We start from the raw sequence: 19,165 nt of genomic DNA on the forward strand, positions 1-19,165 counted from the left end.
CGTACCGACGTCCGGTCCGACTGTGGACCAGTTTTGCGAACGAGACTATACATAAACTCCGAGCCCGCGGAAGCCCGCCGATCGCATCCGCCACGACCTCGAGGAGCCCCATGACCACCGACCCAGCCGGTGTCCGCCGGTTCGTCGTCACCGGTGCCGGATCGGGCATCGGCGCGGCGCTCACCGACCGGCTCGTCACGTCCGGGCACCAGGTCGTCGCCCTCGACCGCGCGGTCTCCGGGGTCCCGGACGGAGCCGAGCCGCTCGTCTGCGACCTCACCGACCCGGCCGCGGTCGAGGCGGCGGTGGCGGCGGTCCGCGCCACGGGCCCGCTGCACGGGGTGGCCGCCGTCGCGGGGGTGCCCGGGAGCGTCCCGCCGCCGGTCGTGCACGCGGTCAACGTGGTCGGGCTCCGCCGGGTGGTCGGGGCACTGACCCCGCTGCTGGCCCCCGGCTCCGCGGTGGTGCTGCTGTCGTCGATGGCCGGGTACCGGGGCACCGCGACCCCGGACGAGCTCGACCGCTACCTCGCGCTCGACGACGACGACCTGCAGGCCGCGCTGGAGGCCACCGCACTCGACGGTCCCGGCGCGTACCAGCTGTCCAAGCAGGTGGTCCACGCCCTCGCCGTCGACCTGGCGGCGACGCTGCACCCACGCGGTGTCCGGGCGGTGAGCGTCAGCCCCGGCCCGGTCGAGACCCCGATCCTGGTCGACTTCCGGGCGACGATGCCCACCCTCGACGAGGCGAGCCGGCTGGTCGGGCGCAACGCGCGCGCCGAGGAGGTGGCCGCCGTGGTCGAGTTCGTGCTGTCGCCCGCGGCCTCCTGGCTGAACGGGATCGACCTGCGCCTCGACGGCGGGCTCACCGCCCTGCGGGCGCGCGCCGTCCGCTGAGGTGACGCGCCGTCTGCGAACGCGATGCACCTGGGAGTGGGACGCCGCTCAGCCCGCCGGCCGCGGCTCACGGCCGAGCCGCAGGCGCACCCGCGCCGCGTCGAGCAGCGGCGAGGCGAGCCCTCGGCGTCGGGCGAGGGCCGCGAGCTCGTCGAGAACCTCGACCTCCACCGGTCGCCCGGCCCACAGCTCGCGGGTCATCGACGGCACGAACCCCGAGCTCGGATCGGAGAGACCGCGCACGAGCGCTGCGGGGTCGCCGGCGTGGCCGTCGGCCCCGGCGACGGCGGAGAGCTCGGTGACCACGGCGTCGACGAGGCCCGGTCCACCCGGGGCCGCCGCGACGTCCCCCACCCGGGCGCCGCCCAGACACGTCAGCACCGTGCTCGCGGCGATGAAGACCCACTTCGCCCACATCGCGGAACGGATGTCCTCGACGACGCGCACCGCGATCCCGTCCACGGAGAGTTCGCGGCGGACCGCCTCGACCGCGGGGTCCTCGCCCGGGGCTCCCGGACGTCCGAGCTCCAGCGTGGCGCCGACCGCCTGTTCGACGATCACGCCGTGCGGCAACAGGGTGGCCGCCAGCCGGGCGGTCGCCCCGAGCACCGCTCCGGCACCGAAGGCATCGACCAGCGTGTCCAGGTGCGCCATCCCGTTGAGCAGCGGCACGATCTGGGTGTGCGGTCCCACCGCGGCGGCGACGTCCTTCACCGCGTCCGGCAGCGCGTTGCCGCGCACCGCCACGACGACCAGGTCGTACGGGGAGCGCAGCTCGTCGGCGGTCACCACGGACGGGAGCAGGTGGGAGTGGGTCGCCCCGTCGACCCCGCGGATCTGCAGCCCCTCGAGGGACAGCCGGTCGGCGGTGGCCGGGCGGGTCAGGAAGGTGACCTCGCGGCCCGCGGCGAGCAGACGCGCACCGAGGTAGCCGCCGGTCGCACCGGCGCCGAGCACCAGGGTCCTCATCGGCGTCGTCACGCCCGGGACGGAGCGACGGCGGAGCCCCGCTCGTCGCCGGTCTGGACGGGCACCCCGACGAGCGAGCCGTATTCGGTCCAGGACCCGTCGTAGTTCTTCACCCCGGGGTGGTCGAGGAGCTCGTGCAGGGCGAACCAGGTGTGCGAGGAGCGCTCGCCGATGCGGCAGTAGGTGATGACCCTGGTGTCGCGGTCGATGCCCGCACCCCCGTAGAGCGCCCGCAGGTCGTCGTCGGACCTGAACGTGCCGTCCTCGGCGACCGCGCGGCTCCACGGGATGTTCACCGCCCCCGGGATGTGCCCGCCACGCTGGGCCTGCTCCTGGGGGAGGTGCGCGGGGGCCAGCAGACGACCGGCGTACTCCTCGAGCGAACGGATGTCGATCAGCGACGCCGTTCCGATCGCGTCGACGACCTCGTCGCGGAAGGCTCGGATCGAGCGGTCCTGTTCACCCGCGGTGTAGGTCGTCCGCGGGCGCGCCGACACGGAGGTGTCGAGCCTGCGCCCGTCGAGCTCCCACTTCTTGCGGCCGCCGTCGAGCAGTCTCACCGCCGGGTGGCCGTAGAGCGTGAAGTACCAGTAGGCGTAGGCGGCGAACCAGTTGTTGTTGCCGCCGTAGAGCACCACCGTGTCGTCGTTCGCGATTCCCTTGGCCGAGAGCAGCGCCTCGAAGCCGGCCCGGTCGACGACGTCGCGACGGACCTGGTCCTGCAGCTCGGTCCTCCAGTCGATCCGGACGGCACCGGGGATGTGCCCGCCGTCGTAGACGGTGGTGTCCTCGTCGACCTCGACGAACACCACACCGGGCGTGCCGAGGTTCTCCTCCGCCCGGTCGGCGGTGATCAGGGCGTCCTGGCGGCTCATGGCTCAGCTCCACTCGTATCGACTTAAACAAACAGCTTTAGCTTACGTCTGTGTTGAGACAACCTTAAGCCCATGACAGCTAGTTCTGCCCCTCGAATGCGAGGATGACGATGCACGCGTTCCCTACTCGCCTACGTCGTAGTGGGCGCGCTGCGCTAGACTCGTGCCATGCCCTGGACCGCCACGTCGCGTTACGACACCGCCGTCGCCGACGGCGGCCTGGCCCTGGTGCAGGACCTGCTGAACACCATCCCGGCAGGACGCCCTCGTCAGCCGGATCTGCTCGGGGAGCTCGACAGCGCGCGGACCTGGCTCGACTCGGCGCTGTCGGACTGGACCGCGACCACCGGCCGGTCCCTGCCGTCGGCGGTGCTCGACGACCGGGGCCTGGAGGAGCTGCAGGCACTGCGCGCCGACCTGCGGGCCGTGGTCTCCGCACCGGATCGGGGTCAGGGCGCGGCCGAGGACGAGTACCTGCGCAGCGCCTCGGTCGGCCTGGTGCTGGCCGCCGACGGCTCGGTGGTCCTGCGCCCGCGCGGGCAGGGGTGGCGCACCGTGGTGGGCCAGTTCCTCATCGAGGTGCTCGAGGCCCAGCGCGCCGACAGCTGGCGCCGGCTCAAGACCTGCCGCAACGAACGGTGTGCGGTCGTGTTCTACGACCGGTCCCGCAACAACAGCGGCGCCTGGCACGACGTGCGGGTCTGCGGGAACGCGGTGAACCTGCGCGCTTCCAGGGCACGGCGGCGCGCGGCGCTGGAGGCGGCCGACGCCGAGCGCGGCTGACGGCACGCCCCGGCCGTCGGCACCCGCGCGGCATCCGGGCCGCCGGCTCCCGGTGGCCCGTCAGCCCTCGGTGCGCACCGAGCCCGACGGTGACCAGGCGTCGGTCCCGATCGGGCTGAAGGTGGTGTCGTGCTCGTCGAGCCGGCGCATCCGTCCGCCGCGGCCGCGGAGCACGGCGTCGTCGAGCGGCGTGGTGAAGACGTTCTCGACCAGCGTGTACTCGGCGGCGAGGCGGCCCACGGGCGCCAGCGCCGCGGTGTCGACCCGGCCGCGGTCGAGGTACAGGTCGTCACGCAGGTGCACCCGTTCGACGACACCCCACACGACGTGGTCGTCGAGGTCGCCGACCGGGATGATCCGGTCGACTCGACATTCGAAGTGGATGGGGGCGTCGCGGACCCGGGGGGCCGCCACGACCTCCGAGGGCGCCTTGGCGAGTCCGACGGCCTCGAACTCGTCCACCTCGGGAGCGAACTCGTGGGCGGTGCGGTGCATCTGGTGGGCCTGGGGCAGGGAGACCAGGTTGGTGACGAACTCGCCGGTGTCACGGATGTTGGTGAAGGTGTCCTTGAGCTCACCGGTGCTGCGGGGCTGCATGGTCAGCGACACCATCGGCGGCCTGCGCCCGACCGCGGTGAAGAAGGAGATGGGCGCGAGGTTGGCGACGCCGTCGGTCGAGACGGTGCTGACCCACGCGATCGCCCGGGGCACGATGCTGCCGATGAGCAGCTTGTAGGCCTCGGTGGCGTCCAGCTCGGCGGTGTCGATGATCATGTACGGGTCTCCGTCGGGAATGCGGCGCGGGCGGAGCCCCGGAGCGCGCCGGGGTTGATCCGGTCCGGGTGCCGGGTGCGCATGGCCTGGTAGAGCTCGAGCGCGCTGCCGATGAGCGTGATCGCGATGGGTGACCAGACCCGGACGTCGAGGTCGGGCGGCAGGTCGGTGATCGCGGTGGGGATCGACGGGCTGACGTGGACGTCGACGTGCAGGAGATCGGTCATCGTCAGCGTCCCTCGAACGACATCACCGGGCGCGGGCGGCCGGCGTGCAGGGCCTCGACGGCGGTGGGGATCGCCATCCGGGTGTCGGCGCTGTCGAACAGCGGGATCGCGACGTCGAAGATCGCCTCGTCGGCCGCGGCGACGCCGCCGACGGCCCAGGTCCGCAGGAGGCTCTTGTGCGCCGCATGGGCGAGCGTGGGACCGGCGGCGAACCGGGCGGCGAGCGCGGCGGCCTCGTCGTGGAGGGTCTCGTCGTCCACCACCCGGTCGACGACGCCGAACCGCTCCATCTCCGCGGCGGGGACCTGCTCGGAGGTCAGCGCCCAGCGCATCGCCCGGGAGCGGCCGGCCCGCTCGGCGATCCGGTAGACCCCGCCGAGCAGGGTGACGATGGCGATCGACTGTTCCGGGTGGCCGAACCGGGCGGAGCGGCCGGCGACGATCAGGTCGGCGCGGACGGCGAGCTCGAGCCCGCCGCCGAAGCACAGGCCCTGCACCGCGGCGACCGTGGGGAGCGGAAGGCGTTCGAAGCGGTTGAACGTCTGCAGGAAGTGCTCGAAGTGCGCGCGCATCTCACGGCGGCCCCAGTGGGGCCAGGGCTCGATGTCGCCACCGAAGCTGAAGTCGGGACCGTCGGCGCGCAGGACCACGGCGCGGGCGTCGCCGGCGGCGATCTCGGTGAGCGCGGCGTCGAGCTCGTCGACCATGGTGGTGCCGATGCGGTTCTGTGGCGGGTTGTGCAGCACCAGCGTCGCGACGCCGTCGGCGATGGTGACGGACACGTGGGACATCGTCAGTCCTTCCGGGGAGCGAGATGGTCGGCGAACCAGGTGCGGGCGGCGCCGCACGCGGCGTCGAACCCGGCGAGGTAGGGGTCGAAGTGGCCGCCGGGGACCAGCACCAGACGCTTGGGTTCCCGCGCGCGTTCGTAGGCCGCCAGCGCCGTGTCGGTGAGGGTGACGGTGTCGTCGGTGGCGACGACCATCAGCAGGGGCGTCGGGCTGACCCGGTCGACGTACACGCCGGGCTCGTAGGTGGTCGCGGCGAGCGTGGAGCGGACCGTCACCTCGTTGGCCCAGACCCCGGCGGGCACGTCCTGCAGGTAGAACGCCACGGCGTCGGGGGCGCGGTAGGAGGCCGGCGTGTCGGGGTCGGTCGAGACGATCGCGCGGCGCGCCACCGGCCGGCCTGCCGCACGGGCGCGTTCGTCGTCGAGCAGGCCGGCGTGGAAGGCGGGGAGGTCCTCCGGCCGGACCCGGCGACGGGTCTGCTCGGCCCCGCTGATGGTGGGGACCTGCGCGACCACCGCGCGGAGCCGGGGGTCGGTCGCCCCGAGGACCAGGGCGTGCCCGCCGGCGTAGCTGGTGCCCCAGAGTCCGAGGCGGCCGGCGTCGACCTCGGGGCGGGACTCGAGGAAGGACAGGGCCCGTCGCCAGTCGGCGATCTGGGTCCAGGGGTCGACGTCCTGGCGGGGCACCCCGCCGCTGGCACCGAACCCGCGGTGGTCGTGGAGCAGGACGGCGTGGCCGTCGGCGGCGAAGGCCTCGGCGAACCGCTCGATGCCGTGGTGGCGGGTGCCGGCGTAGCCGTGGGCCATCGAGATCGCCGAGTGCGGCCCGGGTCCGTCGGGCAGGTGGAGCCAGGCCCGCAGCACGGTGCCGTCGTCGGCGACGAACTCGACGTCCTCGCGCCGGAACCCGTTGCCGGTGCTCATGCGCGGTGGAAACGGTCGCGCTCGATGCGGCCCTCGATGCGCCGGCCGAGCTCGTCGGAGAACCGCAGTGCGCCGTCGAGGGGCCGGTGGTGGATGGCGATCTCGACGTGTCGGCCGTCCTCGTCGGCCACCAGCCGGGTGACGCCGCTGACCTCGGTCCCGTCGTGCAGCGTGGCGTCCCACTCGAGGTAGGTCCGCGCACCGTGGCGTGCCTCGTGGGTGAACACCAGGGACGTGTAGATGCCGCTCGCCGCACCCATCACCGCCGCGACGTCGTCGCGGCCCTCCACCGGTGTCCGCAGCACCGAGGCACGCAACACCACGTCCGGTGCGAGCGCCTCGGTGAAGGCGGTCGTGCTGTGCCGCGCGAAAGCCCTCGTCCAGCCCTGCTCGGACACGCCGTGGGCGGTGTTGCCGCCCCCGCTCCCCCGGGTCGGGCCGGAGACGCGGTCCACGAGCTCGTCGAGGTAGGCCGCCACCGTCCCGGGGCGCTCGACGTGGGGCCAGTGGCCCGCGTCGGCCACGGTGGCCGCCGACGCGTGCGGGAACCGCGCCAGGACGTGGGTGTCGAGGAGCTCGGCGGTGATGAACGGATCCCGTCCGCCGCGCAGGACGACGACGGGAGCGGTGACCTCCGACGGTGCCGTACCCGCAGGGTCCCCGTCGTTCCACGCGTCGACGGTGGCCGAGCACGCCTCGGCGGTGATCCGCTTCCCGGCCGCGGCGAGCCGGTCGAGCTCCGCCGGGGGAAACGCGTCGGAGAGCCGGCTGCGCACGGCGCGCTGCGCGTCGGCGTCGCCGCCGAGGGCCGTGAACGGCGCCAGGGCGTCGGCCGGGAGCCGGGTACCGGCGAGCGGGACCGGTGCGACGAGGAGCAACCCGGCGACACGGTCCGGCCGCTGCCTCGCGACGAGCTCGACGATCTGGGCCCCGAGGCTCTGGCCCACCAGGACCAGGGGCCCGGTCGTGCTGTCGACGAGGTCGACGACGTCGGACGTGTGCCGGGCGAGTGTGTAGGGGCCGGCCGCGTCAGGACGTCCGGCCATGCCTGCCAGCTCGGCGACGACGGTGGGCGATCGGCGCGTCCGGGAGTCGAGCACGGGATCCCACACCGCGCCGTCGTCGAGGAAGCCGTGCACGACGAGCGTGGTCACGGACGTGCTCTGCGTCATCGCCGAACCTCGTTCCGATGGTGGGGGTGGTCCGGACCGACCACCCTCGTCCGTTCAGCATAGTCGTTTTTGTTTCGACTATGTCAAATGTCCTCACCCATCACGCTCCCCAGCGAACGCGAGCGATGGAGGAGCGGACAGACGGGTCCAATCGCCGCCCCTCCCCGTCGACCGAGGTCGCCGACACCGACCACCACCCGCGGCTGCTGGCAGAAGCACCTCACCGTCCGCCGCACAGACGCTGCTTGACCCGGCCGGTACGACGGGGCACGATACGGACCGATCGGTCCAGGACCGATCGGTCCACCGGAGGAGAGCCATGAGAGACGCAGTCATCATCGAAACGGTCAGAACACCTCTGGCCAAGGGCAAGGCCGACGGCGCCTACGCCGGGGTGCACCCGGTGGAGCTGCATGCACACGTACTACGGGCGCTGGTCGATCGCGCACAGCTCGATCCGGCGGAGATCGACGACGTCATCGGTGGAGCCGTCGGGCAGGTGGGCGAGCAGAGCGGCAACACGACCAGGTTCGCCACGCTCGCCGCGGGGTTCCCCGAATCGGTGCCGGGCACCACCGTGGACCGGCAGTGCGGGTCGAGCCAGCAGGCCCTGTCGTTCGCCGCACAGGGTGTCGTCGCCGGTGCGTACGACATCGCGATCGCGTCCGGGGTGGAGTCGATGTCCCGCATCCCGATCGGCAGCCAGACCCGCGTCGACGGAGTCGCCCAGGACGTGTCCGGGCCGTCGGTCGCCGCCCGCTACGCACCGGGACTGATCCCTCAGGGCGTGAGTGCCGAACTCATCGCCCGCCGGTGGGGGTTCTCGCGCAGCCAGCTCGACGAGTTCGCCCTGACCAGCCACCAGCGGGCCGCCGCGGCCTGGGCCGACGGGCGATTCGCCCGCGAGGTCGTCCCGCTCAAGACCACCGGCCCCGACGGGACCGTCGGTCAGCTGGAGACCGACGAGACGATCCGGCCGGGCACGACGGCCGAGGCGCTCGCCGCGCTGCGCACCCCCTTCGCCGACCCGCGGTGGACCGAGCGCTTCGGCGCCATCGACTGGACCGTCACCGCCGGCAACGCCAGCCCGTACAACGACGGCGCCGCCGCACTGCTCGTGACCACCTCCGAGATCGCCGCCGCGCACGGCTGGACCCCGCGGGCCCGCGTCCACACCGCGACCGTCACCGGCGACGACCCTGTCCACATGCTCACCGGCATCATCCCGGCGACGGCGAAGGTGCTCGCGCGCGCCGGGCTCTCGCTGGACGACATCGACGCCTTCGAGGTCAACGAGGCGTTCGCCTCGGTCGTGCTGGCCTGGCTCGCCGAGACCGGCGCGGACCCCGCGAAGGTCAACGTGAACGGCGGCGCGATCTCCATCGGCCACCCGCTCGGGGCCAGCGGCGCCCGACTGGCCACGACCCTGGTCGGGGTGCTCGAGCAGACCGGCGGGCGCTACGGCCTGCAGACCATGTGCGAAGCCGGTGGCACCGCGAACGCCACCATCGTCGAGCGGATCGTCCGATGATCGTCTCCGGGGCCAACGCGCTGGTCACCGGCGCCAACCGTGGCCTGGGCGCGGCGCTGGTCACCGAGCTGCTCGCCCGCGGAGCGGGCACGGTCTACGCCGCCACCCGCGACCCGCGCAGCCTGCGGCACGAGGATCCCCGGATGGTCCCGCTGCGCCTCGACGTCACCGACTCCGTGACGATCCACGAGGCCGCGCAACGCGCCGGTGACGTGGACCTGGTCATCAACAACGCCGGGGTCAGCGGGGCGGGATCGCTGCTGCACGCCGATCCCGAACGCGCCCGGGCCGAGATGGAGACCAACTTCTGGGGGCCGGTGGCAGTGACCCGGGCCTTCGCGCCGGTGCTGGCACGCCGGGGTGGCGGCGCCCTGGTGACCGTCCTCTCCGCCCTGTCCTGGGCTGCTCTGCCGTTCGCAGGGTCCTACGCGGCGACCAAGGCGGCCGCGTGGTCGTTCACCAACGGCGCACGGGCCGAGCTGCGGAGCCAGGGCACACAGGTGGTCGGAGTGCACCTGGGGTTCATGGACACGGACATGGTCGCCGACCTCGACGTCGCGAAGGTCGCCGCACCCGAGGTCGCCCGCGCCATCCTCGACGGCGTCGCAGCCGGTGACGAGGAAGTGCTGGTCGACGACCCCAGCCGCGCCCTGAAGGCGGCGCTCGCCGGCTCGCCGGCCGGCCTGGAGATCACTGCCGGGTGACCGCAGGTGCCCGGGCGGCGGACGACACACGACCGCCGCCCGGGCGCCGAGCCCGCCCGAGCGGCCGGGGTGGCGACCGGCCAGCGCCCGGCCGCCTGCGGCACCGTGGGCGGGTCGCCGGCCCCTGTTCACCAGGAGCGCAGCCATCAGGGACTGTTCCAGCGGCGGACCGAGCCGGAGTCTGCCGTCGCCATCTGGGTCCGGGAATTGCCGAGCATCTCCGCCCAGATCATGATCGGACCCGGCGTACTGATCGAAGGTCAGGATCGATCGCGTCGGCGTTGCACCACCACGACGCTCCCCACAACCGCGGACACCACCACAATGATGATTACTCGGTTCAGGACGTCGTTCGTCAGGGTGGTGAGAACCACACAAGCGGTCACCCACACGACCAGAAGCGCGGTCCGATTCGGATCTCGCGGCGCATCGGGCATCGGGGCCCCCTTCGGAGATGCTGACACCGCTGGCACACCGGCAGATCGGTCGTGCCAGCGTACTCCGGCGGCATCGACCGCAAAGAACGTTCCTTCCCGCAGCCGCGGTTCGGTCACGATGATCCCGGCCGGCCGACGGGCGCTGAACGGCCTGTTCTCGACACGGCCTGCTCTCGATCCGTACTGCGGAGAACAGAGCTCCGCACTGGCGAGCACCCCGCCCGCGACGGTCGGCGTCGTGGCGATGACCATGCCGGCGAGGTCGTGCGGACGATTCTCGTCGTCGATGTCGGCATTCGTCGCGGCTGGACCCACGCCCGGGGTTCTTCCTCGTTGCGTCGCGAATGGGATGAAAGCGTCGACCCGTCCGCCGCGAGCCGGACCCGCTCGCACCACGCATGACTCCACGTCGCGCGCCGCAGGATCGAGGATCCGAGCGTTTCCGCTGTTCGGACCTGGAGCCGGAGGTCGGGATCGAACCGACGACCTACCGCTTACAAGTTGGTCTCGCCGCTGAACGCGAGCCTCCTACCTGCAGCAGCAGCCACGGATCAGAGTGCCTCGGCAACCCCCAGCAACGCCGCCCGACCGTGGTTCGCACCTCCGGTGATGCCATGCGTCGTCGCGGCCTCGCCCCCGGGTCAGCCCCTGCGATGACATCGCTCATTCAGGCGCGGCACCACCGACTCACGTTGGCGCGATCATCAACAGTGATGATCGACGTTAACGCCCAGCTGCTCTCGATCGTCTTCACCGGTGCCATCGACACGGGGGCGCGAAACCCGGGAGAGACCGTGAAGAAGATCAGCAGCCGCACCGCCGTCCTCGTCGGGGTTCCCCTCGGCCTCCTGCTCGCAGGCGGGATCGCCTTCGCGATCGTCGTTCTCACCACGGTCATCGGCGGCACGACCGGATTCGCAGACTCCACCGCCTCCGCCCGCGTCGCGAGTGCCACCGGCACCAAGTCCTCGGCGGACTGCTCCAACGTCACCGTCGACGGCTCCACCGTGACCGTCAACCCCTTGGTGTCACGCACACTCGTCGAGGGCAAGACCGCCGAGGTGCTCCCGGGCTACTGCACCGTCACCATCCGACTCGAGAACACCGGACAGGTGCCGCTCACCTCCTCGCGCTGGGTGTCGGAGAAGACCCCGACCGGCTGGTCCATCACCCAGCCCTACAGCTCCGCCGTCACCATCGACCCCGGCCAGTCCGCGGCTGTCCAGCTGTCCGTGAGCGCGGACTCCACGGCCGCCGCCGGGATCATCGCGGGCCGCATCGTCTCGGCAACCTGATACAGCGAGCCGGTTCGACGACGACGTGCGTGGCCTGCTGCGCGACATCGATCCCGCAGTATCGGTGGCCCCGCTTGATGCTGAGCGTCGCTGGCGGCAGTCTGCGCGAGGCCCAAGGTCCCGCCGACCAGGCGGCCTGCCGACTCGCGCCGGCCGCAGGCCGACGGCACCCGCCCTCGACGCAGACACATAGCCGCAGGCTTGACCGGTGCGGCCGCGGCCGCGATCGCCGCGGTCGTCGTCGGTGTCACGACCCGCACCACCACCCACCAGGCCCGTCGCGGCCGTGTGCAGCCCACCCACCCCCGCGCAGTTCGCTGCTCCGGCCACCATCGCGCTACGCGGCACCGTCGTCGAGGTCGGAACCGACCGGGTCACTGTCGACGGCGACGACATCCTGCGCGGAGACCCACCGTCACAGATCACCGTTACCGGCCCCGCCGACGGATCCAGCGAGCTCGGCATCGGACAACTACGACCCGGGCGAGTCCTGTTGCTGGCCGCGAACGCCACCGGCACCCTGATCACCTGCACCGCCAGCGGCCCGTCCACCCCTGAGCTCGAGACGCTCTACATTGCGGCATTCCCCAGCGCTGACATCACCAGCGCTGGGGCAACAGAGTTCGCTGGCGGCCCGTCTCGAGCTGCGGTCACGTCCGGGGGCCCGGGAGCAGACCCGAGGCCCGGAGGCTGCCCCGGCTCTGAACCGGGTCGCCCTACGTCGCGAAATCTGTACATATGTACGCAAATACTGTACAAGTGAACTCATAGTGGCGAATGCAGCTGGAGGAACACGGATGAAGGACCTGTACATCGACGGAACCTGGGTCGAGCCAGCCCAGCCGAACGAGCTCGAGGTTCTCGACCCGTCCGACGCCTCACTGCTGCGCACCGTAGCCGTCGCCGGCCCCGAGGACGTCGAGGCGGCCGTGACCGCCGCCCGGCGCGCATTCGACACGGGTCCATGGCGTTCCACCGCCGCCCGCGAGCGCGGCGAGATCCTGCGCCGCATCGCCGGCCTGCTGCAGCGCGACCGCGAGGAGTTCGCCCGCGTCGAGTCACTCGACACCGGCAAGACCCTGGAGGAGGGCCGGATCGACGTCGACGACGTCACCGCCGTCTTCCGGTACTACGCCGACGTCGCCGCCCAGGACCACGGCCGACTGGTCGACGCCGGGAGCGGCGACATCGTCAGCCGGATCGTGCACGAGCCGGTCGGCGTCTGCGCACTGATCGCCCCGTGGAACTACCCGCTGCTGCAGATGTCGTGGAAGATCGCTCCCGCGCTCGCCGCCGGGAACACGATCGTCATGAAGCCCAGCGAGGTCACCCCGCTCACCACCCTGCTGTTCACCGGCCTGGTCGACGAGCTCGGGCTCCCGCCCGGCGTGGTCAACCTGCTGCTCGGCCCCGGGGCGACGGGTGCGGCGATGGTCGAGCACCCCGGCGTCGACCTGATCTCCTTCACCGGCGGGCTCGCCACCGGCGAGAAGATCATGGCCGCCGCGGCGACGGGTGTCCGGCGGGTCGCCCTCGAGCTGGGCGGCAAGAACCCGAACGTCGTGTTCGCCGACGCCGACTTCGAGGCCGCGGTCGACAACGCGATCGCCGCCGCGTTCTTCCACTCCGGCCAGGTGTGCTCGGCCGGCGCCCGGCTCGTCGTCCAGGACACGATCCACGACGAGTTCGTCGCCGAGCTCGCGCGCCGCGCGGAGCGGGTGCGACTGGGCAACGGTCTGACCGAAGGCACCGAGGTCGGCCCGTTGGTCTCGGCCGCGCATCGAGAGAAGGTGGAGGGCTTCGTCGCGGCCACCCTCGCCGAAGGAGCGGTACTGCACGCCGGGGGCCGTCGCCCGGAGGACCCCGACCTGGACCGCGGGTTCTTCTACCGCCCCACCGTGCTGGACGGCTGCGACCGCACGATGACCGCCGTGCGCCACGAGGTCTTCGGCCCGGTCGTCACGGTCGAGACCTTCTCCACCGAGGACGAGGCGGTCGCGATCGCCAACGACACCGACTACGGCCTGGCCGGCGCGGTGTGGACCTCCGACGCGTCGCGGGCCCAGCGGGTAGCGGGACAACTGCGCCACGGCACGATCTGGATCAACGACTACCACCCCTACCTGCCGCAGGCCGAGTGGGGCGGCTTCGGGAAGTCCGGTGTCGGCCGGGAGCTCGGCACTGCCGGGCTCGACGAGTACCGCGAGGCCAAGCACATCTACCAGAACCTCAGGCCCGCCCCAACCGGCTGGTTCCACGGCTGAACCGCCCGGGCCCCGCCCGTCGCACGACATCCGGAGCGGTGCCTGATCACGATGAGTAGTTCTTACGGACATCAGTCCACATTCGGTCTACATATGTCCCAACACAGGTGTGGTCGGCGCCACCGTCACGGACGCCGACCGCCCGTCGGGACCCGAGGAGTCGTCGTGCGACCATCCGTCCGCTCCACTCTCACCGCAGCCGCCGCAGCGCTCCTGACCCTCCTGGCCGGGTGCTCCAACGGCACCGGCGGCCAGGCCGCACCGGCCCAGGACCGCCCGGCGGCCACGGCCTGGGGGGCCGAGCTCGACGCTGTCGTCGACGCGGCCCCGCCCGGGTCGTTCGCAGTGTTCGACGCCGACAACACCCTGTGGGACAACGACCTCACGGAGGCACTCCTCGCCCGGCTGGACCAGAAGCGGGTCCTCGTCTTCGACCGGCTGGACCCGGTCCTCCGGCCGATCCCGCTCGCGCCGGACGAGAGCCTCTACGGCTACTACCTCCGCGTCTGCGTCACCCTCGGCGACGACGCCTGTTACTACTGGATCGCCGCGGCGTTCTCGGGTGTCCCGATCGCGACGCTGCGGTCCGAGGCCGCGGCGATGATGGCCGAGCAGAAGCCGATCCCGGTGACCTACACCGAGGACGGGAAGCTCACCAAGGGCACGGTGGCACCGCCGAGGATCATGCCCGCCCAGCGGGCACTGCTGACCTCGCTACGCCAGCGCGGCATCAAGGTCTGGGCCGTCACGGCCGCCAACGAGGAGATCGCCCGTGCGGTGCTGACCGATCCGCGCAACGGGCTCGGGTTCGCCCCGACCGACGTGTTCGGTGTCGAGTTCCTGGTCCGGGACCCGAAGTCCGGCGCGGTGGTCAATACCCACCAGCTGATGGACGAGGGCAAGTACCTGACCGGCGCCTACCCGCAGGAAGTGCACGACCGCAGCGTCATCACCCCGCTGCTGGTCGAGAACCCGTGGTACGTCGGCAAGCAGGCCACGATCGAGCGGCACATCTCGGCCTACCGCAAGCCGATCCTCGTCGCCGGGGACGCCCGCAGCGACTGGTCCATGCTGTTCCACGTCAACACCTCCACCGCGACCTCCGGGATCCGGCTGTGGGTCGACAAGGGCTCGCCGGGAGTGGAGGAGCTGCAGGCCGAGCAGCAGGATCGCGCCCGGCAGCAGCGCGAGGCGGGCGTACCCGTGGACGCCGACCGCGGCTGGGTCGTCCGCACCCAGGAACAGCTCCTCGGCGGCTGACTTCGGCAGGCCTCAGCCAGCCCCCGGCCCCTCGATCGCCCGGCGGGCCACCGCCAGGACCTGCGAGCGTGACGGGGCCGGATCGGCTAGCGAGCCCTGCAGGACGTAGCCGCAGAACAGCGCGGCGAGCATTCGGCCGGTGAGGCCGTCGGTCCGCGATGCGAATATCCCCACCAGCGCCTCGTCCCAGTCGGCGCTGGCCGAGCGCAGGTGCGGATGGTGCAGGGCCGCGACGTAGAGGTCGTACTCCGCGACCGTCGCCCGGTGGGCCTCGTCGATCTGGCGGGAGACCAGCTCGGCCCACTCGGCGGCGAAGTCCACGTCACCGGGGAGCGCGAGCACCCAGTCACGCAGCTGCTCGACGTTGCGACGCGACGCCTCGTGCAGAGCGGCCTCGAGAAGGTCGTCGAGGGTCTTGAAGTGGTACGTCGTGGACCCGACCGGCACCTCGGCCGCCGCGGCCACCGCCCGATGAGTGAGCCCGGACAGCCCCCGCTCGGCCACCACCCACATCGCTGCCTCGGCGATCCGGTCACGCCGGCCCGGATCGTTCGGACCCCGCTTCCCGGCCCGCGTCCTCGCCGTCACCATCCGCTCTCCCTGTCCGTGTTCGTCACACGATCGTGATCTGCGCGACCACCACGGCGCCTCACCCTAGTCCACCTTATGCGTACAAGCGTCCACAAAAACGAGACGAAAGATCCGAATTCGCTCCACATCACCCCGCCACACCTCCGAATGACAGGGAGTTCTCCACGTGAGCACCACGGAACCGGGGCGGCCCGCCGCCTCCGCCGCGCAGGGCTCGTCGGGGACCGAGTCCGACGACGCACTCGCCGAGTTCGGCTACCAGGCGACCCTCGAGCGCAGCATCGGCAAGTTCGCCAGCTTCGCCGCCGGGGTCAGCTACATCTCGATCCTCACCGGCACCTTCCAGCTGTTCTACTTCGGCTTCGCCAACGGCGGGCCCGCCTACTGGTGGTCCTGGCCGATGGTCTTCATCGGTCAGCTGATGGTGGCGCTCTGCTTCGCCGAGCTCGCCGGCCGCTATCCGGTCGCGGGTTCGGTCTACAACTGGTCCAAGCGCCTCGCGCCACAGGCCGTGTCCTGGCTGGCCGGCTGGATGATGTTCACCGCCTCGGTGGTCACCCTGGCCGCGGTCGCCCTCGCGATGCAGGTGACGCTGCCGCAGATCTGGTCGGGCTTCCAGCTGTGGGGCGACGGGAACGGCCCGTACGACTTCGGCGTGAGCGCCGTGCTGTGGGGCGCGGTGCTGATCCTGTTCACCACGTTGGTGAACGCGTTCGGGGTGAAGCTGATGGCGCGGATCAACTCCACCGGGGTGTTCATCGAGCTGGTCGCGGCGGTGCTGATCGTGATCGTGCTGGCGTTCAACGTCGTCAACCCGCCGAGCGTGCTGCTCGACACCAGCGGATTCGGCGACGGCGTCCCCGGCGGCTACGTCGGGTCCTTCCTGCTCGCGGCGATCGCCTCGGCCTATGTCATGTACGGCTTCGACACCGCGAGCTCGCTGGGCGAGGAGACCGTCGACCCGCGCCGCACCGCGCCGTCAGCGATCCTGCGGGCGGTCATCGCGTCGTTCGTCATCGGTGGGCTCATCCTGCTGTTCGGCATCCTCGCCGCACGCGACCTGCACGACCCGGCCCTGGGCGAGAGCTCCGGCGGCCTTCAGCTGATCATCCTGCAGACCCTCGGCGGCCCGCTGGGCGTCGTGTTCCTGGGTGCCATCGTCGTCGCGATCCTGGTCTGCTCGCTGGCGGTGCACACTGCCGCGATCCGTCTGATGTTCGCCATGGCCCGCGACAACGCGCTGCCCGGCGGCACGAGCCTGGCCCGTATCCACCCGCGGTTCCGGACCCCTGTGCTGCCCGCGGTGCTGATCGGGGTCGGCTCGGTGCTGATCCTCGTGCTCAACATCGGCACCCCGGAGATCTTCACCGCCGTCACCAGCGTCGCGATCATCATGATCTATCTGGCCTACCTGCTGGTGACCGTCCCGATGCTGGTCCGGCGCGTGCGCGGGGGCTGGCCGGGTCCCGGCGCGCGGACCTCGGGCTACTTCACCCTCGGCCGATTCGGCTTGCCGGTGAATCTGCTTGCCGTCCTGTGGGGGGCCGGGATGGCGGTCAATCTCGCCTGGCCGCGCGCGGAGGTCTACGGCGAAGGCGTGCTGCGCTTTGTCGCGTTCCTGTTCATCGGCGCCGTCGCCGGGCTCGGCCTGCTCTGGTACAGCCTGAGGGGGCGGCACCGGATCGGCACACTGCCAGAGCACGCGGCCCGCCTCACGCCGGACGAGGCCTCCTGAGCCTCCGGCGCCACCCCATGACGACGCCCCGCACCGCTCCGGTGCAGGGCGTCGTCGCAGTTCAGGACAGCGCCTCTTTTTACCCGGACGCAACCCATGTACACACGTACATAGTTAGTGTACTTCTGTACTCATAACCGGATCGGTCGAAGGAGCCCGGAGCGTGACGCCAGCGTCCGCCGGCCCGCCCCGACGGCCCGGCCCCCTGCGAGCGCACCTGGAGCACCTCGTGAGCAGCCAGCAGCACTACGACTTCGTGATCGTCGGCGGCGGCTCGGCCGGCAGCGCCCTGGCCCACCGACTGTCGGCGGACCCGTCGAACTCGGTCCTGGTCCTTGAGGCCGGGCGCCCGGACTACCCGTGGGACGTGTTCATCCACATGCCCGCCGCGCTGACCTTCCCGATCGGCAGCCGCTTCTATGACTGGGGCTACCGCAGCGAGCCCGAACCTCACATGCACCGCCGGCGCGTCTACCACGCCCGCGGCAAGGTCCTCGGCGGCAGCTCCAGCATCAACGGCATGATCTTCCAGCGGGGCAACCCGATGGACTACGAGCGCTGGGCCGCCGACCCGGGCATGCAGGACTGGGACTACGCGCACTGCCTGCCCTACTTCCAGCGCATGGAGAACTGCCTCGCCGACGCACCTGACGGGCAGTGGCGCGGCCACAGCGGCCCACTGGAGCTGGAGCGTGGCCCGGCCACCAACCCGCTGTTCCAGGCGTTCTTCGCCGCCGCTGACGAGGCGGGCTACGGACGCACCGACGACGTCAACGGCTACCGCCAGGAGGGCTTCGGGCCCTTCGACCGCAACGTCCGCCGCGGCCGCAGGCTCTCCGCCGCCGGCGCCTACCTGCGGCCCGCCATGCGCCGGCCCAACCTCACCGTCATGACCCGCGCGCACGTCAACCAGGTGCTGTTCGATGGCGACCGCGCGATCGGTGTCGAGTACCAACGCGGCCGCAAGGCCCCGCAGGAGGTCTACGGCTCAGAGATCATCCTGTGCGGCGGCGCGATCAACACCCCGCAGCTGTTGCAGCTGTCCGGCGTCGGCAACGCCGCCGAGCTGTCCCAGCTGGGCATCGACGTCGTCGCCGACCTTCCCGGCGTCGGCGAGAACTTGCAGGACCATCTCGAGGTCTACATCCAGTACGCCTGTACGCAGCCAGTGTCGATGATGCCGTCCCTGGCCACCTGGAAGCGGCCGTGGATCGGCGCGCAGTGGCTGTTCGGCCGCACCGGCCCGGCCGCGACCAACCACTTCGAGGGCGGCGGGTTCGCCCGCAGCAACGACCGGGTCGAGTACCCGAACCTGATGTTCCACTTCCTGCCCGTCGCGATCCGCTACGACGGCAGCGCCGCCGCCGCGAAGCACGGTTACCAGGTCCACGTCGGCCCGATGTACGCCGACACCCGCGGCACCGTGAAGGTCACCTCGCGCGACCCTCAGGTGCACCCCGCGATCAAGTTCAACTACCTGTCCACCGAGACCGACCGCCGCGAGTGGGTCGAGGCCGTGCGGGTGGCCCGAGAGATCCTCAACCAGCCCGCAATGGCGCCGTTCAACGGAGGAGAACTCTCCCCCGGCCCGTCGGTCAGCACCGACGAGGAGATCCTCGACTGGGTCGCGAAGGACGCCGAGACCGCCCTTCACCCCTCCTGCACCGCGAAGATGGGCACCGACCCGCTGTCGGTCGTCGACCCCAGCTCGATGCGAGTGCACGGCCTACAGGGCCTGCGCGTCGTCGACGCCTCGGTCATGCCCTACGTCACCAACGGCAACATCTACGCCCCGGTGATGATGACGGCCGAGAAGTCGGCCGACCTGATCCTCGGCAACACGCCGCTCGCGCCGATCACGACGCCGTTCTACCGCCACGAGCCGTCCCCGGCGGCCGAGCACTCCTGACGACCCGTCCCCACCACCACCCGGGAGTT

18 protein-coding genes are annotated in these 19,165 nt (G+C 71.6%); 9 read left to right on the top strand and 9 right to left on the bottom strand.

The window, feature by feature from the left end; translation table 11 throughout:
• The first annotated feature begins 110 nt into the window (after positions 1-110).
• A complete protein-coding gene (locus tag Ae717Ps2_RS24980; RefSeq protein ID WP_075309734.1) occupies positions 111-896 on the top strand; it encodes an SDR family oxidoreductase in 786 nt (261 codons plus the stop codon).
• Between the two features lie 48 nt (positions 897-944).
• Here the strand turns inward: Ae717Ps2_RS24980 and Ae717Ps2_RS24985 are convergent, their stop codons facing one another.
• A complete protein-coding gene (locus Ae717Ps2_RS24985) occupies positions 945-1,877 on the bottom strand; it encodes a ketopantoate reductase family protein (RefSeq protein WP_083702491.1) in 933 nt (310 codons plus the stop codon).
• Positions 1,874-2,740, bottom strand: a complete 867-nt coding sequence (locus Ae717Ps2_RS24990; RefSeq protein ID WP_075333953.1) for a sulfurtransferase — start codon at positions 2,738-2,740, stop codon at positions 1,874-1,876. Before Ae717Ps2_RS24990 ends, Ae717Ps2_RS24985 begins: the two co-directional genes overlap by 4 nt.
• A gap of 168 nt (positions 2,741-2,908) precedes the next feature.
• Between Ae717Ps2_RS24990 and Ae717Ps2_RS24995 the strand changes: the two genes are divergently transcribed.
• Positions 2,909-3,523: a CGNR zinc finger domain-containing protein gene (locus tag Ae717Ps2_RS24995; protein ID WP_075333954.1), complete on the top strand. Its 615-nt coding sequence runs from the start codon at positions 2,909-2,911 to the stop codon at positions 3,521-3,523.
• Positions 3,524-3,583: 60 nt separating this feature from the next.
• On the opposite strand, the gene Ae717Ps2_RS25000 is transcribed toward Ae717Ps2_RS24995, so the two are convergent.
• Genes Ae717Ps2_RS25000 through Ae717Ps2_RS35440 form a run of 5 tightly spaced genes read right to left on the bottom strand, consistent with a single transcriptional unit; the run spans position 3,584 to position 7,410 of the window.
• Positions 3,584-4,297 carry a flavin reductase family protein gene (locus Ae717Ps2_RS25000; RefSeq protein ID WP_075309728.1) on the bottom strand — a complete coding sequence of 238 codons (714 nt, stop codon included), beginning with the start codon at positions 4,295-4,297 and terminating at the stop codon, positions 3,584-3,586.
• Positions 4,294-4,524 (bottom strand): hypothetical protein, encoded by a 231-nt coding sequence (locus Ae717Ps2_RS25005; protein WP_075309726.1) that lies wholly within the window; start codon positions 4,522-4,524, stop codon positions 4,294-4,296. Before Ae717Ps2_RS25005 ends, Ae717Ps2_RS25000 begins: the two co-directional genes overlap by 4 nt.
• Before the next feature lie 2 nt (positions 4,525-4,526).
• Positions 4,527-5,315 (bottom strand): enoyl-CoA hydratase/isomerase family protein, encoded by a 789-nt coding sequence (locus Ae717Ps2_RS25010; RefSeq protein WP_075329709.1) that lies wholly within the window; start codon positions 5,313-5,315, stop codon positions 4,527-4,529.
• Positions 5,316-5,317: 2 nt separating this feature from the next.
• Positions 5,318-6,238, bottom strand: a complete 921-nt coding sequence (locus Ae717Ps2_RS25015) for an alpha/beta hydrolase (protein WP_075309722.1) — start codon at positions 6,236-6,238, stop codon at positions 5,318-5,320.
• Positions 6,235-7,410, bottom strand: coding sequence for an alpha/beta fold hydrolase (locus Ae717Ps2_RS35440; RefSeq protein WP_083702492.1), 1,176 nt, complete (start codon positions 7,408-7,410; stop codon positions 6,235-6,237). The genes Ae717Ps2_RS25015 and Ae717Ps2_RS35440 overlap by 4 nt, the downstream gene beginning before the upstream one ends.
• 319 nt (positions 7,411-7,729) lie before the next feature.
• Here Ae717Ps2_RS35440 and Ae717Ps2_RS25030 point away from each other — a divergent pair, with 319 nt between their 5' ends.
• Positions 7,730-8,941, top strand: a complete 1,212-nt coding sequence (locus Ae717Ps2_RS25030; RefSeq protein WP_075333955.1) for a thiolase family protein — start codon at positions 7,730-7,732, stop codon at positions 8,939-8,941.
• Entirely contained in the window at positions 8,938-9,645 is a 708-nt protein-coding gene (locus Ae717Ps2_RS25035) for an SDR family oxidoreductase (protein ID WP_075333956.1), read from the top strand. The genes Ae717Ps2_RS25030 and Ae717Ps2_RS25035 overlap by 4 nt, the downstream gene beginning before the upstream one ends.
• A 260-nt stretch (positions 9,646-9,905) precedes the next feature.
• Here the strand turns inward: Ae717Ps2_RS25035 and Ae717Ps2_RS36375 are convergent, their stop codons facing one another.
• Positions 9,906-10,397, bottom strand: a complete 492-nt coding sequence (locus Ae717Ps2_RS36375; RefSeq protein ID WP_139320129.1) for a hypothetical protein — start codon at positions 10,395-10,397, stop codon at positions 9,906-9,908.
• A 398-nt stretch (positions 10,398-10,795) separates the two neighbouring features.
• On the opposite strand from Ae717Ps2_RS36375, the gene Ae717Ps2_RS25045 reads away from it, so the two are divergent.
• The 3 genes from Ae717Ps2_RS25045 (at position 10,796) to Ae717Ps2_RS25055 (ending at position 14,901) form a co-directional block, all read left to right on the top strand.
• Positions 10,796-11,377 (top strand): hypothetical protein, encoded by a 582-nt coding sequence (locus tag Ae717Ps2_RS25045; protein ID WP_075333957.1) that lies wholly within the window; start codon positions 10,796-10,798, stop codon positions 11,375-11,377.
• Between the two features lie 797 nt (positions 11,378-12,174).
• Complete coding sequence (locus tag Ae717Ps2_RS25050) at positions 12,175-13,641, top strand: aldehyde dehydrogenase family protein (RefSeq protein ID WP_075333958.1); 1,467 nt, start codon at positions 12,175-12,177, stop codon at positions 13,639-13,641.
• A 165-nt stretch (positions 13,642-13,806) separates the two neighbouring features.
• Positions 13,807-14,901 carry a haloacid dehalogenase-like hydrolase gene (locus Ae717Ps2_RS25055; protein WP_020627136.1) on the top strand — a complete coding sequence of 365 codons (1,095 nt, stop codon included), beginning with the start codon at positions 13,807-13,809 and terminating at the stop codon, positions 14,899-14,901.
• 12 nt (positions 14,902-14,913) lie between these two features.
• On the opposite strand, the gene Ae717Ps2_RS25060 is transcribed toward Ae717Ps2_RS25055, so the two are convergent.
• Complete coding sequence (locus Ae717Ps2_RS25060; protein ID WP_020627137.1) at positions 14,914-15,492, bottom strand: TetR/AcrR family transcriptional regulator; 579 nt, start codon at positions 15,490-15,492, stop codon at positions 14,914-14,916.
• Between the two features lie 166 nt (positions 15,493-15,658).
• Here Ae717Ps2_RS25060 and Ae717Ps2_RS25065 point away from each other — a divergent pair, with 166 nt between their 5' ends.
• Both Ae717Ps2_RS25065 and betA read left to right on the top strand, forming a co-directional pair.
• Entirely contained in the window at positions 15,659-17,227 is a 1,569-nt protein-coding gene (locus Ae717Ps2_RS25065; RefSeq protein WP_075333959.1) for an APC family permease, read from the top strand.
• Between the two features lie 229 nt (positions 17,228-17,456).
• Positions 17,457-19,136: a choline dehydrogenase gene (gene betA, locus Ae717Ps2_RS25070; protein ID WP_020627139.1), complete on the top strand. Its 1,680-nt coding sequence runs from the start codon at positions 17,457-17,459 to the stop codon at positions 19,134-19,136.
• The last annotated feature ends 29 nt before the right edge of the window (positions 19,137-19,165 follow it).

The organism is Pseudonocardia sp. Ae717_Ps2 (genome assembly GCF_001932475.1).
Classification (GTDB): Bacteria; Actinomycetota; Actinomycetes; order Mycobacteriales; family Pseudonocardiaceae; genus Pseudonocardia.

Coding starts and splice junctions, on each gene's coding strand:
- Ae717Ps2_RS24980 (WP_075309734.1), top strand. CDS start 111: ATGACCACCGACCCAGCCGGTGTCCGCCGGTTCGTCGTCACCGGTGCC.
- Ae717Ps2_RS24990 (WP_075333953.1), bottom strand. CDS start 2,740: ATGAGCCGCCAGGACGCCCTGATCACCGCCGACCGGGCGGAGGAGAAC.
- Ae717Ps2_RS24995 (WP_075333954.1), top strand. CDS start 2,909: ATGCCCTGGACCGCCACGTCGCGTTACGACACCGCCGTCGCCGACGGC.
- Ae717Ps2_RS25000 (WP_075309728.1), bottom strand. CDS start 4,297: ATGATCATCGACACCGCCGAGCTGGACGCCACCGAGGCCTACAAGCTG.
- Ae717Ps2_RS25005 (WP_075309726.1), bottom strand. CDS start 4,524: ATGACCGATCTCCTGCACGTCGACGTCCACGTCAGCCCGTCGATCCCC.
- Ae717Ps2_RS25010 (WP_075329709.1), bottom strand. CDS start 5,315: ATGTCCCACGTGTCCGTCACCATCGCCGACGGCGTCGCGACGCTGGTG.
- Ae717Ps2_RS25015 (WP_075309722.1), bottom strand. CDS start 6,238: ATGAGCACCGGCAACGGGTTCCGGCGCGAGGACGTCGAGTTCGTCGCC.
- Ae717Ps2_RS35440 (WP_083702492.1), bottom strand. CDS start 7,410: ATGACGCAGAGCACGTCCGTGACCACGCTCGTCGTGCACGGCTTCCTC.
- Ae717Ps2_RS25030 (WP_075333955.1), top strand. CDS start 7,730: ATGAGAGACGCAGTCATCATCGAAACGGTCAGAACACCTCTGGCCAAG.
- Ae717Ps2_RS25035 (WP_075333956.1), top strand. CDS start 8,938: ATGATCGTCTCCGGGGCCAACGCGCTGGTCACCGGCGCCAACCGTGGC.
- Ae717Ps2_RS25045 (WP_075333957.1), top strand. CDS start 10,796: ATGATCGACGTTAACGCCCAGCTGCTCTCGATCGTCTTCACCGGTGCC.
- Ae717Ps2_RS25050 (WP_075333958.1), top strand. CDS start 12,175: ATGAAGGACCTGTACATCGACGGAACCTGGGTCGAGCCAGCCCAGCCG.
- Ae717Ps2_RS25060 (WP_020627137.1), bottom strand. CDS start 15,492: ATGGTGACGGCGAGGACGCGGGCCGGGAAGCGGGGTCCGAACGATCCG.